The organism is Brevibacterium luteolum (assembly GCF_013004595.1).
GTDB lineage: Bacteria > Actinomycetota > Actinomycetes > Actinomycetales > Brevibacteriaceae > Brevibacterium > Brevibacterium luteolum.
Genome location: NZ_JABEMC010000008.1, coordinates 52,192 through 67,501 on the forward strand (window position 1 = coordinate 52,192; position 15,310 = coordinate 67,501).

Below are 15,310 nucleotides of genomic sequence, written 5' to 3' on the forward strand. Positions count from 1 at the left end.
CCACGCGGGCCCGTCATGCAGACTCACCGTGTGAACCTGCCGACACCTGCCGCCCCCTGCGCTGACTTCTCAGCCGGATAGGTGACAATGGATGCTATGAACGCACGGATCCTGGTAATCGACGATGACACCGCGCTGGCGGAGATGATCGGCATTGTGCTCAAGAGCGAGGGCTTCGACCCGCACTTCTGCGCCACCGGCGATGGTGCGATGGAGGCCTTCCACAGTGTCAGGCCCGACCTCATCCTGCTCGACCTCATGCTGCCCGGCAAGGACGGCCTCGAGGTGTGCCGGGAGATCCGTGAGGAGTCCGGGGTGCCGATCATCATGCTCACCGCCAAGTCCGACACCGTCGACGTCGTCCTCGGACTCGAATCCGGTGCCGATGACTACGTGCCCAAGCCGTTCAAGCCCAAGGAGCTCGTCGCGCGCGTGCGCGCCCGCCTGCGGATGTCAGAGCCCTCCGCGCCCGAGGTGCTCAACGTCGGCGACGTCTCGATCGACGTCGCCGGGCACACCGTGACGAAGGGCGGCAAACCGGTGTCGCTGACCCCGCTGGAGTTCGACCTGCTCGTCGCGCTCGCCCGCAAACCCTGGCAGGTGTTCTCGCGCGAGACCCTGCTCGAGGAGGTGTGGGGCTATCGGCACGCCGCTGACACCCGGCTCGTCAACGTCCACGTCCAGCGGCTGCGCTCGAAGATCGAGAAGGATCCGGAGAAGCCCGACATCGTCGTCACCGTCCGCGGTGTCGGCTACAAGGCGGGCCAGGCTTCGTGAGTCGCTCCGCATCGGCCGTGCGACTGGGCCGGAGCGCCTGGGGCGGCCTCATGCGGATCTACCGGTTCCTCGCAGCGGCTTTCACCCGCTCGCTGCAGCTGCGCATCGTCGTGCTCACCATCCTGCTCACCATCATCGCCGTCTACGGCGTCGGCAGCTTCATGGCCCAGCAGATCTCCCGCGGCCTGTTCGAAGCGAAGCTGTCCTCGGTCTCGACGCAGATGTCCGGCTATGCCGGTGAGCTCGAATCGCTGTCCCCAGGTGAGGACGACAGCGCGCTGTCCGAAAGCCTCAACGTCCAGCTGCGCGGGATGCTCTCCCGGTCCCCGACCCCGCTGCGCTCGATCGCGCTGGAACCGCGGGAGCGCTCCTCCCAGGTCCAGCCGACGACCGCGGTCGTTTCCGGGCGCGAGGCGATCGCTCCCTCGGCGATGCCGGATGCGTTCCGCAACGCTGTGTCCCAGGCGCAGGCCGGCGAACAGCTCTACCAGTCCGTCGAACTGCCTGGACCTGGCAGCTCACCGGGTCTCATCCTCGCCCAGCAGGTGACCGTGCCCTCTGCCGGCCAGTTCGACCTCTACGTCGTCGCCGACCTGCAGGAGGAGCAGAACACGCTCGACTTCGTCCAGCGGGTGTTCATCGTCGCCGCCCTCGTGCTCGTGGTGCTCGTCGGCGCGGTCGCCTGGCTCGTCACCCGGCTCGTCGTCGTCCCGGTGCGCACCGGCTCCGAGGTGGCCCGCAAGCTCTCCGACGGCGACCTCGACCAGCGCATGCCGGTTCAGGGCAACGACGAGATCGCCACCCTGGCGCAGAGCTTCAACGACATGGCCGACACGCTGCAGGACCAGATCATCCGCATGGAGCAGCTGACGGTGCTGCAGCGCCAGTTCGTCTCCGACGTGTCCCACGAGCTGCGCACCCCGCTCACCACCATCCAGATGGCCTCGGACGTAATCTACGAGTCCCGCGACGAGCTCGACGAATCCCATCGCCGCATCGCCGAGCTGCTCAACTCGCAGGTCGAGCGCTTCGAGGCGCTGTTGAATGATCTGCTGGAGATCTCCCGCCACGACGCCGGTGCCGCCCAGCTGGTGACGAAGCCAGCCGATGTGTGCGAGGTCGTTTCCGGGGTCATCGACACGCTGTCGATGGTCGCCGATCACGCCGACACCCGCATCGTGCTGCACGCTCCCTCGGCCCCGGTCATGGCCGAGATCGACCGGGTGCGCATCAACCGGGTGGTCCGCAACCTCATCGTCAACGCCATCGAGCACGGCGAGCAGCGCCGGATCGACGTGTTCGTCGCCGCCAACGCCGAGGCGGTGGCCGTGAGCGTGCGCGACCACGGGGTGGGCATGACAGAGGAGCAGGTCGAGCACGTCTTCGACCGGTTCTGGCGGGCCGACCCGTCTCGCCGCCGCACGCTCGGCGGCTCCGGGCTCGGCCTGGCGATCTCCCTGGAGGACGCCCACCTGCACGGCGGCTGGCTGCAGGCCTGGGGCCGGGCCGGGGAGGGCTCGTGCTTCCGGCTCACGATCCCGCGCCGGGAGGGCCAGTCGATCACCACCTCGCCGCTGCCGCTGCCGCCGGCCGATGCACGCGTCGGCGGCACCGCACTCGTGGCAGGACCGGCCACCTCGGACGGTTCGCTGCGCATCCAGACCGGCAGCATCCCGATCGTCGTCGAGACCCAGGAGGCCAGCGATGAGACCGCGTAGCCTGCTCGCCGCCATCCTCACAGCCGTGTTCCTCATCTCCGGCTGCGCTTCGATCCCGAAGGACGGATCGGTCGGCCACCGTGACGTCAGGGGCGATGACCCGCACGTCCAGTCGCGCATTGATCCCGACGGTCCTGTCCCCGGGCAGAGCCCGAACGAGATCGTCCGCGGGTTCCTCGCCGCCGGAGCCGGCTACAGCAACAACTTCGAAGTCGCCCGCTCCTACCTCACCGACAGCTTCGCCGACGAATGGAACCCGCTGTCCTCGGTCACTGTGCTGCAGCCTGGGCGCACACTGGATTCGGTGACGAGCGAGGTCACCACCGACTCGCAGTCGGTGTCGCTGACGATCCCGGTCGGCGGTGTGCTCGACGACCGCCGCATCTACCGCGAATCGGCCCGCGGCACCCAGGTCGATATGGACTTCACGCTGCGGCAGGTCAACGGCGAATGGCGGATCTCGCAGGCCCCGGCGGGCATGGTGCTCACCGCCGTGAACTTCTCGACCCTGTTCCAGCCCTACCCGCTGTACTTCTACTCACCGGGTTACGAGCTGCTCGTGCCCGACACCCGCTGGTTCATCCGCTCACCGGCGACGGCCAGTGAGATCATGACCGAGCTGCTCGGCGGCCCGGCCGACTACCTCACCGGTGCCGTCGTCTCCGCGATCCCCGACGGCACCCAGCTCGACCCGCGCTCCGTTGCCGTCTCCGACGGCGTCGCCCGCGTCGAACTGTCTGCGACTGCCTCGGGCCTGGATGAGCGCACCAACGGGCGGATCGCGATGCAGATCCAGACAACGCTCAAAGAAGTCGGGTCGATCACCGCGGCGCGGGTCTCCGGCACGAGCGGCGAACTCGACTACGGCTCCCTGCCCGATGTGCCCACCACGCTGAACATCTCCGGCAACCCGATCGCGATCTCCGACCGGCGGCTCGTGCGCATCCTCGGCACCACCATCGAGCCGATCGACGGGGCCCCGCAGCTCGTCGACGGAGCGGCCCGGCCTGCGATCGCCCTCGACGAGTCGATGTACGCCTACATCGCCGACGACGCGCAGGCTGTGCGGCGCCTGTTCGCCGACCGTCTCAACGACGAGGAGGTGCTGCGCGGTGAGAGCTACGCCAGCCTGTCCTTCGACAAGGAGGGCTGGCTGTGGGCGGCGGAGACGGCCTCCGACGGCAATATCCAGGCCATCAGCCGCAACAGCGACCTCACCGAGGTGGCGGTCCCGTTCCTGGGCGGCCGCACGGTGACGAGCATCGGCGTCTCACCCGACGGCACCCGCCTGGCAGTGCTCAGCAGCGACGGCGACGACACCCGTCTGGAGGTCGTCGGCATCTCCCGGGACTCCCAGGGCGCCCCGACCGGGGTGTCCTCGGCGACGCCCCTGCAGGTGGCGACGGGCTTCTCGAAGATCACTGACTTCTCCTGGTTCGGCTACGACGCCCTCGTCCTGCTCGGCGCCGAACAGGGCACGAGCGTCGAACCGCTGTCCGTGCCGGTCTCCGGGCCCTCGACCTCGCTCGGCTCGATCGAGGGCGGCACGCAGATCACCTCCGGTGAGGAACAGCGCTCCGTGCGCGTCGGCACCGCTGACGGCGAGATCTACAGCTACGGGGCAGGCTCGTGGCAGAAGCTCGTCGACGCCCAGACCTACGACCCGGCAGCGCCGGGCTGACGGCCGCCGACCTGAGGTCACAAACGCCGTCTCCCCGTTGCCCGCGCCCGAGGCGCCGGGCAGGCTGGGACGATGGGCGCACCTCGGGCACGGGGCCCGGTCACAGCGTGGGCGGCCGCAGCCGCCGATGAGCTCGCCGAGCTCGTCATCCCGCGCGCCTGCGTGGGCTGCGGGGCCGACACCGTCTCCGTGTGCGGACACTGCCTGACCGGGATGGCCACCGAGACCATCACCGCGGTGCCGCGCTACGGCACCGCAGCTGTCACCGCCGCAGGGCCCTACACCGGGGTGCTGCGGGCAGCGCTGGTGGCCTTCAAGGAATCAGGCCGGAAGGACCTCGCCCCGCTGCTCGGCCTGCAGCTGGCCCGGTCGCTCACCGCCTGCCTGCAGGAGACCCCGGCACCCGGCAGGCTCGTCATCCTCGTCCCGGTCCCGGCCACACCGCGGGCGCGCCGGGCACGCGACGGCAACCACGTCGCCCAGCTGTGCGCGGCCGCCGCAGATCTGCTGAACACCGACGGGCTGCGGGTGCACACCGCCGAGCTGCTGACAGTCAGGCGGCACCGCGACCAGGTCGGCTTCGGCGCCCGCAGCCGGCGCCGCAACGTGCGCGGCTCCCACGCACTCGACACCCGCCTGACACCTCGGGCCCGGCACGCGCTGTCGGAGGCGACCACGATCCTCATCGACGACATCTGCACCACCGGGGCAACCCTTGCCGAGTCGGCACGCGCGCTGCGCACCGGCGGCATCCTGCCATGTGGAACAGCTGTGATCGCACTCGCCCCCGGCAGTGGTTCCCTCGAGCGCTGAGATGGTATGTAATGGAGTAACCCCATCCGATCGGATGGGTACGGAGCGATCCGTCTCCCCGACGTGTAAAGGAAGTCACCATGGACATCGTCGTCAAAGGTCGCCACACGACCATCTCCGACAGTTTCCGGTCACATATCGAGGACAAGGTCTCCAAGGTCGAGCAGCTGGCGCCGCGCGCCCTGCGCACCGAGGTCGTCGCCACGCACGACGCGAACACCAGCCAGCCCGACACCGCCGAGCGCGTTGAGATCACCGTCATCGCCAAGGGCCCGGTGCTCCGCGCGGAGGCACACGCATCCGACCGCTACGCGGCCCTCGACCTCGCCTGGGCGAAGCTGCTTGAGCGACTGCGCCGGGCGCGCGATCGCCGCAAGGTCTCCCGCAAGGGCGGACACCGCCAGGCCTCGACCGCCGAGGCGCTCGCCGAGCTCGAAGTCATCGAGCCGCTGGCGCCGAGCCAGGAGGACGACAGCCAGACCGAGCAGCCCAGCACCGACAAGACCAACGGGCGCATCAAGTCCGAAGGCGATTCGCCGGTGGTGCTGCGCGAGAAGAACTTCCCCGCCAACCCGATCGGCATCGAGGAGGCCCTCAACCGGATGGAGATGGTCGGCCACGACTTCTACATCTTCATCGATGAGGAGACCTCCAAGCCCTCGGTCGTCTACCGCCGCCGCGGCTGGAGCTACGGCGTCATCACCCTCGACGAGTCGCTCAACGACACCGCCGAGGCGCCGGCCGAGCAGCCGGCAGCAGCGGAGGGATGATCGAGCAGAGCTGAGACCCCGATGAGGGTTCCGACACTCAGCCCGGAAGCGGCCAGGCGATGCGCCCTGGCCGCTTCCGGCTTCTCCAAGCCCCGCCCGTTCACCGTCAACGCCGGGCACCTCAGACGCACCTTCGAACGCCTCGGCGTCGTGCAGATCGACTCGGTCGCGCGGCTCGTGCGCGCCCACTACCTGCCGTTCTTCTCCCGGCTCGGGCCCTATGACACGACCCGGCTCGACCGGCTCTTCAACTCCGCTCCGCGGATGGGCGTCGAATACTGGAGCCACGAAGCCGCCTACGCACCGATCGAGATCGTCAACGGCTGGCACCGCAGGCGCGCCGAATGGTTCCGCCGCGACCTCGGCCAGCGGCACCCGGACACCGGCGCGGACTTCGTCGCACTCATGCACGACGTCGAAGACGCGCTGCAGGCCGGACCGGCGACCGCCCGGCAGCTGGCTGAGCGCGTCGACCACGCGATCCCCGAACGCCCCAAGGACCACTGGGGGTGGAACCACAGCCACACGAAGCGGGCGGCCGAGGCGCTCTTCCACGCCGGGCGGATCTCGGCGGCCGGGCGCAACCAGCACTTCGAGCGCCTCTACGCCCTGCCCTCATACGTCGACCCGAGACTGACCCGGCCGCCGCTGCGCTTCGGCCCCGACGACGACCCCACCCTCGGGCTGCGTCCGGGCACCGGACGGATCCCGCGCGGCATCACCGGCATCAGCGATGACATGCTCACCCCGATGCGCACCGCCGCCCGGGCGCTGGGCGTCGGCACGCTCGACTGCTTCGCCGACTACTACCGCGCCGGCCGCGCCGACACGGCCGCCGCGATCGCCGCGCTGACCGGCGCCGGGGAGCTCATCGAGGTCGAGGTCGCCGGGCAGCGCGCCTACCGCTGGCACAAGGCCCCGGTCCCGAGGCGGGTCGAGGCCTGTGCACTGCTGGCGCCCTTCGACCCGCTGGTGTTCAACCGCCGGCGGATCAGCTGGCTGTTCGACTTCGACTACCGCATCGAGATCTACACACCTGCCGATAAGCGCATCTACGGCTACTACGTGCTGCCGTTCCTGTGCGGCGACCGGCTGGTCGGCCGCGTCGACGTGGCCGCAGACCGGCAGCGCGGCGAGCTCAACGTCCACGCCGTGCACTGGGAGGACTGGCTTGAGGTGGGCCAGCGTGCTGCGTGCCGGCAGGCGCTGGAGGCCGAACTGGAGCAGATGCGGCACTGGCTGGGCCTCACACGCACGGTGTTCGGCGTCAGCGAACAGGAAAGCGCCTGAGGTTTGCGCCGCCGTTGAGCTCTCAGGCGCTAAGCTAATGGACGGACGACAGTCAGAAGCAAGAACCACACCCCCTGCACACCGGGTGGGTGACAAGGAGAATCGTGGCCAATTTCCTGGAAAAGCTGCTGCGCACCGGCGAGGGCCGGACGCTGAAGAAGCTGCGCACCTACGTCACGGCGATCAACAATCTCGAAGACGAGTTCAAGGAGATGACCGACGCCGAGATCCGGGAGGAGACCGACCGCTTCAAGGAGCGGATTGCCGATGGCGCCACGCTCGACTCGCTGCTGCCTGAGGCGTTCGCGGCAGTCCGCGAAGCCTCTGTGCGCACCCTGGGCATGCGCCACTTCGATGTCCAGCTCATGGGCGGCGGCGCCCTGCACCTGGGCAACATCGCTGAGATGAAGACCGGTGAGGGCAAGACGCTTGTCGCCACCGCGCCGGCCTATCTCAATGCGCTGACCGGCAAGGGCGTCCACGTCGTCACCGTCAACGACTACCTCGCCAGCTACCAGTCCGAGCTCATGGGCCGGGTGTTCCGGTTCCTCGGCATGGAGACCGGCTGCATCATGGCGCAGATGTCGAACACCGCCCGCCGTGAGCAGTATGCCGCCGACATCACCTACGGCACGAACAACGAGTTCGGCTTCGACTATCTGCGCGACAACATGGCCTGGAGTGCTGAGGAGATGGTCCAGCGCGGCCACAACTTCGTCATCGTCGATGAGGTCGACTCGATCCTCATCGATGAGGCGCGCACCCCGCTCATCATCTCCGGCCCAGCCGAAGGCGATGCTGACCGCTGGTACGGCGAGTTCGCCAATGTCGTCAAGCGGCTCAAGTCTGAGCGCGACTACGAGGTCGATGAGAAGAAGCGCACCATCGGCATCCTCGAATCCGGCATCGAGAAGGTCGAGAACTACCTCGGCATCCAGAACCTCTACGACCCGGACAACACCCCGCTCATCAGCTTCCTCAACAACGCCATCCGCGCCAAGGAGCTGTTCAAGCGCGACAAGGACTACGTCATCCTCGACGGCGAGATCCTCATCGTCGACGAGCACACCGGCCGCATCCTGCGCGGGCGGCGCTACAACGAGGGCCTGCACCAGGCGATCGAGGCCAAGGAGAACGTCGACGTCAAGCCGGAGAACCAGACCCTGGCGACGATCACGCTGCAGAACTACTTCCGGCTCTACGACAAGCTCTCCGGCATGACCGGCACCGCCGAGACCGAGGCTGCGGAATTCATGTCGACCTACAAGCTCGGCGTCGTCCCGATCCCGACGAACAAGCCGATGCAGCGCGTCGACCAGTCCGACCTCGTCTACAAGACCGTCGAGGCGAAGTTCGATGCCGTCGTCGACGACATCGTCGAACGGCACGCCGACGGCCAGCCGGTGCTCATCGGCACCACGAGTGTGGAGAAGAGCGAATACCTCTCCAAGCAGCTGTCGAAGCAGGGTGTGCGCCACGAGGTGCTCAACGCCAAGAACCATGAGCGTGAGGCTGCGATCGTCGCCCTGGCCGGACGCAAGGGTGCGGTCACCGTCGCCACCAACATGGCCGGCCGCGGTACCGACATCATGCTCGGCGGCAATGCCGAGCACATCGCCGTTGCCGAGATGGCTGAGAAGGGCCTCGACCCGAAGGAGAACGAGGAGGAGTACGAGGCGCTGTGGCCGGAGGTGCTCGCTGCTGCCGAGGAACGCGTCGAGGCCGAGGCCGAGGAGGTCCGGGAGGCCGGTGGCCTCTACGTGCTCGGCACCGAACGTCACGAATCGCGCCGCATCGACAACCAGCTGCGCGGCCGCTCCGGCCGTCAGGGCGATCCTGGTGAGTCCCGCTTCTACCTGTCGCTGCAGGATGACCTCATGCGCCTGTTCGGCTCCGGGGCCGCCGAGCGGATCATGTCGATCGCCGATGTGCCCGACGACGTGCCGCTGGAGTCGAAGATGGTTACCCGTGCCATCCTGTCGGCTCAGACGCAGATCGAACAGCGCAACGCCGAACAGCGCAAGAACGTCCTGAAGTACGACGACGTCCTCAACCGCCAGCGCACCGTCATCTACGGTGAGCGCCGCCGCGTGCTCGATGGCGCGGACCTGGCCGAGCAGGTGCAGCTGTTCCGCGACGACGTCATCGACGCCTATGTCTCCGGCGCCACGAACGGTCCTCCTGAGAAGTGGGAGATCGACAAGCTCTTCGAGGCCCTTGAAGAGCTCTACGACCCCTCCATCACTCCTGAAGACCTGGCCGATGACGCCGGCGGCAAGGAGAACCTCACCCGCGAGAAGATGCTCAAGGAGATTCGCGCCGACGCCGACCTCGCTTACGACAACCGCGAGGAGGAGCTCGGCGAGGAGGCGATGCGCGAGCTCGAGCGCCGCGTCGTGCTCTCGGTCATCGACAAGCGGTGGCGTGAGCACCTCTACGAGATGGACTACCTCAAGAACGGCATCGGCCTGCGTGCGATGGCCCAGCGCGACCCGCTGGTCGAGTACCAGCGCGAGGGCTTCGAGATGTTCAACACCATGCAGGAGGGCATCAAGGAAGACGTTGTCCGCCTGACGAACAAGCTCGAAGTCCAGGTCCGCATCAACCCGGGCGAGGACCCTGAGGATCCCAGCGACGACTTCGTCGAGGTCGAAGCCGAAGAGCTCAAGCCGAAGAAGCCGAAGATGCAGCTCTCCGCCCCGAGCGAGACCGGCGACGCCCAGGTCATGCGCTCCAACGGCCAGACCAGCGGCGGCTCTGCCGCCGGATCCGACGAAGACTCCGCACCGGCCCCGGCCAACCGGGCTGAGCGCCGCAAGGCCAAGAAGAAGCGCTGATCACCAGCTCGTGATGGCGGTCTGTCGGCAGCATCTGCTGCCGCAGGCCGCCATCAGCATTCACGGACGAATCGACGGTTGCCTCAGGCGGTCTCCAGCGGTTCAGGCGGTTTCCAGCTGGGTGACGAGCCACCGGTTGCGGATGTGCTCCAACCGCAGGGCGACCGCACGGTGGCGCCGGCCGGTGTTGACGACGACCGCCGCCTCGGCCACGCGCGGGCCGACAAGGCACACCCGCGGGTTGCCAGCAGAGAGCATCGCAGGACGCGGTGGTGCCGCCTTGGCCAGCTGCTGCCGGTATGCGGCATGCGCGCGGATCCGCTCGAAGAGATCCGGGGCCACCCATTTGCCGACCGATGACGGGGCACGCGTGCCGCCGAAGATTTCGATGATCGCCACCGACAGTGACGACGCGGCCGCCTGCAGCGCTTCGATGAGGTCCTGTTGCTCGGCCTCCGCTGCGCGGCTGGTCTCGGGTTCCGGTCGCCGCGTGGCAGCCGGAACTGGCGACGGTGCCTGTCTCGGTGCAGTCTCGGCGCGCGGCCTGGGGCGGGTGAGGGTCAGTTCGCCGGGTGCGGCGTCGGTCATCATCGTGGTCATGGCATCTCCAATCGCTGTCCAGGCATGATGAGGTTCGGGTCGGCACCGATGATGTGCCGGTTGGCGTCGTGGATCGCATCAACGCGATCAATGAGCTCTGCGCTCTCGGCCCCGGCGTAGTGCTCGGCGGCGATCGTCCAGAGGGAATCTCCTGCGCTCACCGTTGCAACGTCAGGCGAGGCCGGGGTTCTGTGATCATCTGAGTCCCTGCCGTGGTCCGTTCCCGAGGTGCCGGGCTGCTGCGTGGGAGCGTCCGGATAGGGAGTGGTCGGGTCCTCGTCATCGGCAGTCGGTGACGTCGATTCCTCCGATGGCGGAGCCGGGCTGTCAGTCGGGCCGGCGGACGGTGAGTCCGGCGACCGGGTCGGCCAGCCAGGGGAGGAGGGCGCTGTCGTGCTCGACTCTGCAGGGCGGGTCGGCCAGCCGGGAGACGGCGCATCGGGTGCTGCCGCGGCGGCCGTCGCGAAGCCGGTGCCTGTCAGGATGAGGCCGGCACACGAGGCGGCGACAACACGCCGGAACCTGGCCGGGCTCATCGCAATCGCCGCCTGGGCGCAGCGGTCGGCAGCCACGTGACCGAACAGCCGAGCCGCATGGGCGAGACCACTGAGCACCGTGGCGCACGTGAGACGCGCACCGGCGAGGACTGCTGCACTGCCGGCGATGAGCACCAGACCGGCGCCGATGTCACCTTGACCGAGCGCCACCATCAGCTCCGGGGCGCTGGCACACAGCCACAGGGTCATGACGATGTGTGTGAGGCTCAGCAGCCGTGTCAGCCAGATCAGCATTTCAACTCCTATCAATGTGCTTATAAGAATGACAAAGAACAGCAAACGAAGTCAATAGATACTAAAAAGTAGTATTGAGATTCGACTGGATTCGAATGACAGAGATTGAGCTGAGGTGTGTGCGGAACCCGTGCCCGGCGTTCGCTGTTCTGCGATCATGGGCTCATGACTGAGCCGACATCACCGCGCGGAGACGACACCTCAGGTGCCGATCGCGTCGAGGCGCTCTTCGCCGACCTCGCCGCTGAGGAACAGGGGCGCACCGCTCATGAGCGGATGGGTGAGCTCGGGGATCTTGTCGCAGGAGAGTTCGCCGATCACGGTCTCGCCCACCGGCTCGCCGGTGCTGTCGGCGCTCCGGTCGAGGTGCATGTCGCGCGCACATGGTTCGACGGCATCATCGATGCAGTGGGGCAGCAGTGGGTGCTGCTGCGCGGACGGGTGCCCGGCGCCCCACGGGCGCTGGTGAACCTGGCTCGGGTCGACCATCTGCGCATGCGCCGGGTCGCTCACGGCTCTGATGCCGTCATCTCCCGGCTGTCGATCCGCTCCCCGCTGCGCAGGTTCGGCGAAGGCCGACGCGAATGCCGGGTGTTCTGCGGATCCGACGGCCAGGTGTTGGAGGGAATGGTCGATGCCGTCGGCGCTGACTACCTGCAGATCCGCCGCGGAGCCGCCGTCGATCTTGTGCCGCTGCATGCGCTGGCAGCAGTGCAGGACCTCACGCCAGGTGACAGTGTCTGACGCTCAGACGTCGACGCGGCCTTCCCGGATCTCCTGCTGAGTCTGGGAGTACATCCGCTGAATGTAGTCCTCCAGCTCAGCCTTCTCGATCCGCCACTGCCCGCGGCCACCGACCTTGATGGCGCGCAGCTCACCGGAGCGCACAAGAGCGCGCGCCTGCGTGACGGTGACATTCAGGATCTCCGCGACGTCGGTGAGGGGGAGGAAGCGGACTTCGGCAACCATGATCGGCACTCCTTTGCAGCTGCGCACGCAGGCGCTCGCGCCCGGTGCTCTGCAGCTCATTGTGATCGCCTCCATCATAGACGACTTTGCTGTCAGATCGTGGCGTTCGCTGTGACTTGTGGACAGTGGTGTTGTCCACAGCCCTGTTCCCATGCGTCGCCTTATATGTAAGGTAGTCGGAGATGGCGGGCCGGCATCGACCGACCCGCCACTGCAGTCCCCTCGAGCAAAGGAGCTCCATGTCCTTCCGCGAACCCAAGCGCGCCGAACGGCTGCGCCCACCGCGCTGGCGCGACCCCAAGCTCATCATCGGAGCGCTCATCGTCGCCGCCTCGATCCTCGGCACCTGGTTCATCGTCAACCAGGCAGCCAACACGATGACCGTCTGGACCGCCTCCCGCCCGCTCGTGCCCGGCCACGCCATCACCGCCGATGACCTCAGCGCCACAGAAGTGCGGATGACCGAGGCGGAGGAGCACTACCTGCCGACCAGCGCAGAGATCCCCGCCGGAGCGACCGTGCTCTCCAGCATCGCCCCCGGCGAACTCATCCCGGCCTCCCAGGTCGGCACGGCCGACCAGCTGGCCGGCCGCGTCATCGCCCTCGATGTGCCAGGCGGACTGCCCGGTCAGGTCGACGCCGGGTCGACGATCGACCTGTGGGGCACCGACACCCGCATCGAAGACTCAGCACCCGAGCTCATCCTCAGCAGTGTCGCCGTCATCTCCGTCGATCGCGACAGCGGCGGGTTCGCCGGTGCGAACACCAACCGGATCGAGGTCTTCGTCCCCACCGAGGACATCGACGCCGTGCTCACGGCCCTGGCCGGTGAGCATCACATCTCCGTCGCGGCAGTCCCGGAGCATGGATGAGCGCCCATCCGCCTGTGCCCACCGGCGTCATCGTCGCCGTCGACCGGGACCACGAACCGACCGTGACCGCACGGCTGAGCGACGCACCCGATTTCACGATCGTGCGCCGCCCGGCCGATGAGGTCGAGCTGCTCGCCGCAGCCAGTGCGGGGATGGGCGCTGTTGTCGTGCTCGGCCGCGAATTCCCGGGTCTCGACGCCGAGGTGGTCCGCCGCCTCCATGGCACCGGCGCCCGCCTGCTGGGCCTCGGGGACGACGAGGAGCAGTTCCGCGCCTGGGGTGTGCGCAGCCACGTCTCCCCGTGGGACCCGCCCGAGGTGTTCCTCGCCGCGGTGCGCGACTGCGCCCAGTCGGTGGCCGTCCCGCCCAGGCCTGCCGAACCACCGCGGGCTGCCCAGACCCGCGAACCCGGACCGGTCATCGCCGTGTGGGGAACCGGCTCAGCCCCGGGCCGCTCGACCGTAGCTGCCGGACTTGCGCATCTGCTCAGCAGCCAGGGCACCTCCGTCGTCCTCATCGACGCCGACACCGTCACCGCCGGACAGGCGGCCATGCTCGGCATCGTCGACGATGCCCCGCAGCTGGCAGCACTGTGCCGCCGCGCAGCCAGCGGCGTCCTGACCCCGGAACTGTTCAGCCGGCACCTGACGGCGATCAGCCCGCGCCTGCATCTCGTCACCGGTCTCAGCCGCGCCAGCCGCTGGCCGGAAGTCCGCCCAGCGCTGCTGAGCACGATCCTCGATGCCGCAGCCGCCACCGCCGATGTCGTCATCGTCGACATCACCGATCGCATCGACCCCGATGACGAATTCGCCGACCCGCACTACGACCGGCACGCCGCCACCCGGGCGGTCCTCGACCGCGCCGACCACACGCTGCTCATCGCCCAGGCCGACCCGCTGGGCATTCAGCGGCTGGTGCGGCTGCTGGAGACCGAGCGCGGTGAGGAGCTGCGCGAGACCGCCACGATCGTCATGAACAAGGCCCGCGCCTCAGCGGTCGGTGCTGACCCGCAGACGGCGATCGACGCGACACTGTCCCGGTTCCTCGGACTCGACGGCTGCCACTACCTGCCCGATGACCGAGCGAATGTCGACGCTGCGGTGCTGGCCGGGCAGGCGATCACCGAACACTCCCCGCGCAGCCCGCTCAGCCGCGCGCTCGGTCAGCTTGCCGCAGCCCTGCCCGGGCTGCCCGAACCGCAGCTGCGCCGCCGCGACCGCAGCTCCAAGCCGGCGGCCGCGCGTCGGGTTCGCCTTCCGCGGCTGCGCCGGAGGACAATGGCCACATGAGCTCATATGTGCGCGCATACGTCCCCGTGACCTCTCACCATCTCGTCTCCGCCTGGCCGGCGATCACCGATGTGCTCGCCTTCGCCCCTGACGCCAATGGGCGCGCACTGCGCTCTGATGCCGGTGAAGAAGCCGAATTCACCGCACAGATGACAGCCGCCGAAGCCTGCCTCGACGAGGCGTTGCGCACCGGCGGCTCCCGCGTCGTCATCGCCTGCGACATCCCGATACTCGGCACCCAGGTTCGCTCCGTCGGCGCCGGCCTGGAGGCCTTCGGCCCGTTCAGCGTCGACCGGAGCCGGGTTGTGAGCTTCCACATCGACGACCCCGAAGTCGTCGCGGCCCTGCCGGACGATCAGGAGGCGGCTGCTGCGCTGCTGCGGTCCTCGCCGCTGCTGTGGTTCGACGCCTCAGAGGTCGGCGATCTCCTCGAGGCGTTCGCCCAGCAGCCGTTCGACGGTCGGGACGATCGCGGCCTCGACAGCTGAGCCGAACAGCGGAATCGACGAGGTCACCTCGGCGACAACGGAGATCTCGGTGCCCGAACCGCTGATATCGGCAGGATCGGCGGCAGCGAAGTCGATGACGGCGCTGACCGCGACCGGCACCCCGGGCACCTCGGTCGACTGCTGAGCCCGCGCTGAGGACGCATCGGCAGCGGTCGCCGGGAGTGAGAAGTCCTGTTCGATGCGCGCCGTGTCCGGCAGGAACCGGCGCGCGGAGTCCGGCACTTCGTCAGCCGGCAGCGGAGCCGAAGTGCGCACCTGCAGACCCTCGGCGACCGAACCGGTGACCGTCGCCTCGGCGGTGGCATGCTCCCATATCTCACGTGATTCCAGGCGAGCGAGAATACGGTGCAGCGGGGCGGTCGAACGGCGCTGTGCGGTGATCGTCTTCATG

15 protein-coding genes are annotated in these 15,310 nt (G+C 68.3%); 11 read left to right on the plus strand and 4 right to left on the minus strand.

What is annotated here, in order from left to right; all coding sequences use genetic code 11:
- Positions 1-96 precede the first annotated feature (96 nt).
- The 7 genes from mtrA (at position 97) to secA (ending at position 9,886) form a co-directional block, all read left to right on the plus strand.
- Complete coding sequence (gene mtrA / locus HLA91_RS11335; protein ID WP_102162867.1) at positions 97-777, plus strand: MtrAB system response regulator MtrA; 681 nt, start codon at positions 97-99, stop codon at positions 775-777.
- On the plus strand, positions 774-2,495 hold the full coding sequence (gene mtrB, locus HLA91_RS11340) for an MtrAB system histidine kinase MtrB (protein WP_338076746.1): 1,722 nt from the start codon (positions 774-776) through the stop codon (positions 2,493-2,495). The genes mtrA and mtrB overlap by 4 nt, the downstream gene beginning before the upstream one ends.
- A complete protein-coding gene (locus tag HLA91_RS11345; protein WP_170274760.1) occupies positions 2,482-4,176 on the plus strand; it encodes an LpqB family beta-propeller domain-containing protein in 1,695 nt (564 codons plus the stop codon). Before mtrB ends, HLA91_RS11345 begins: the two co-directional genes overlap by 14 nt.
- A gap of 72 nt (positions 4,177-4,248) precedes the next feature.
- A complete protein-coding gene (locus HLA91_RS11350; protein ID WP_170274761.1) occupies positions 4,249-4,989 on the plus strand; it encodes a ComF family protein in 741 nt (246 codons plus the stop codon).
- A gap of 80 nt (positions 4,990-5,069) precedes the next feature.
- Positions 5,070-5,759, plus strand: coding sequence for a ribosome hibernation-promoting factor, HPF/YfiA family (hpf, locus tag HLA91_RS11355; protein ID WP_102162870.1), 690 nt, complete (start codon positions 5,070-5,072; stop codon positions 5,757-5,759).
- A gap of 21 nt (positions 5,760-5,780) precedes the next feature.
- Positions 5,781-7,049: a winged helix-turn-helix domain-containing protein gene (locus tag HLA91_RS11360; RefSeq protein WP_170274762.1), complete on the plus strand. Its 1,269-nt coding sequence runs from the start codon at positions 5,781-5,783 to the stop codon at positions 7,047-7,049.
- A gap of 104 nt (positions 7,050-7,153) precedes the next feature.
- A complete protein-coding gene (gene secA / locus HLA91_RS11365) occupies positions 7,154-9,886 on the plus strand; it encodes a preprotein translocase subunit SecA (RefSeq protein WP_170274763.1) in 2,733 nt (910 codons plus the stop codon).
- A gap of 102 nt (positions 9,887-9,988) precedes the next feature.
- Here the strand turns inward: secA and HLA91_RS11370 are convergent, their stop codons facing one another.
- Both HLA91_RS11370 and HLA91_RS11375 read right to left on the minus strand, forming a co-directional pair.
- On the minus strand, positions 9,989-10,486 hold the full coding sequence (locus tag HLA91_RS11370) for an Rv3235 family protein (protein ID WP_165883295.1): 498 nt from the start codon (positions 10,484-10,486) through the stop codon (positions 9,989-9,991).
- A complete protein-coding gene (locus tag HLA91_RS11375; protein WP_170274764.1) occupies positions 10,483-11,277 on the minus strand; it encodes a LysM peptidoglycan-binding domain-containing protein in 795 nt (264 codons plus the stop codon). The genes HLA91_RS11370 and HLA91_RS11375 overlap by 4 nt, the downstream gene beginning before the upstream one ends.
- 165 nt (positions 11,278-11,442) lie before the next feature.
- On the opposite strand from HLA91_RS11375, the gene HLA91_RS11380 reads away from it, so the two are divergent.
- Positions 11,443-12,021, plus strand: coding sequence for a hypothetical protein (locus HLA91_RS11380; protein ID WP_102162875.1), 579 nt, complete (start codon positions 11,443-11,445; stop codon positions 12,019-12,021).
- 3 nt (positions 12,022-12,024) lie between these two features.
- Here the strand turns inward: HLA91_RS11380 and HLA91_RS11385 are convergent, their stop codons facing one another.
- Positions 12,025-12,246: a helix-turn-helix domain-containing protein gene (locus HLA91_RS11385; RefSeq protein ID WP_102162876.1), complete on the minus strand. Its 222-nt coding sequence runs from the start codon at positions 12,244-12,246 to the stop codon at positions 12,025-12,027.
- Positions 12,247-12,485: 239 nt separating this feature from the next.
- Here HLA91_RS11385 and HLA91_RS11390 point away from each other — a divergent pair, with 239 nt between their 5' ends.
- Genes HLA91_RS11390 through HLA91_RS11400 form a run of 3 tightly spaced genes read left to right on the plus strand, consistent with a single transcriptional unit; the run spans position 12,486 to position 14,898 of the window.
- On the plus strand, positions 12,486-13,118 hold the full coding sequence (locus HLA91_RS11390; protein WP_170274765.1) for a CpaB family protein: 633 nt from the start codon (positions 12,486-12,488) through the stop codon (positions 13,116-13,118).
- Complete coding sequence (locus HLA91_RS11395; RefSeq protein ID WP_102162878.1) at positions 13,115-14,410, plus strand: CpaE/TadZ family protein; 1,296 nt, start codon at positions 13,115-13,117, stop codon at positions 14,408-14,410. The genes HLA91_RS11390 and HLA91_RS11395 overlap by 4 nt, the downstream gene beginning before the upstream one ends.
- Positions 14,407-14,898, plus strand: a complete 492-nt coding sequence (locus tag HLA91_RS11400; protein ID WP_170274766.1) for a DUF6912 family protein — start codon at positions 14,407-14,409, stop codon at positions 14,896-14,898. Before HLA91_RS11395 ends, HLA91_RS11400 begins: the two co-directional genes overlap by 4 nt.
- Here the strand turns inward: HLA91_RS11400 and HLA91_RS11405 are convergent.
- On the minus strand, positions 14,821-15,309 hold the full coding sequence (locus HLA91_RS11405; RefSeq protein ID WP_170274767.1) for a DUF2505 domain-containing protein: 489 nt from the start codon (positions 15,307-15,309) through the stop codon (positions 14,821-14,823). The genes HLA91_RS11400 and HLA91_RS11405 overlap by 78 nt on opposite strands.
- Position 15,310: the final 1 nt, after the last annotated feature.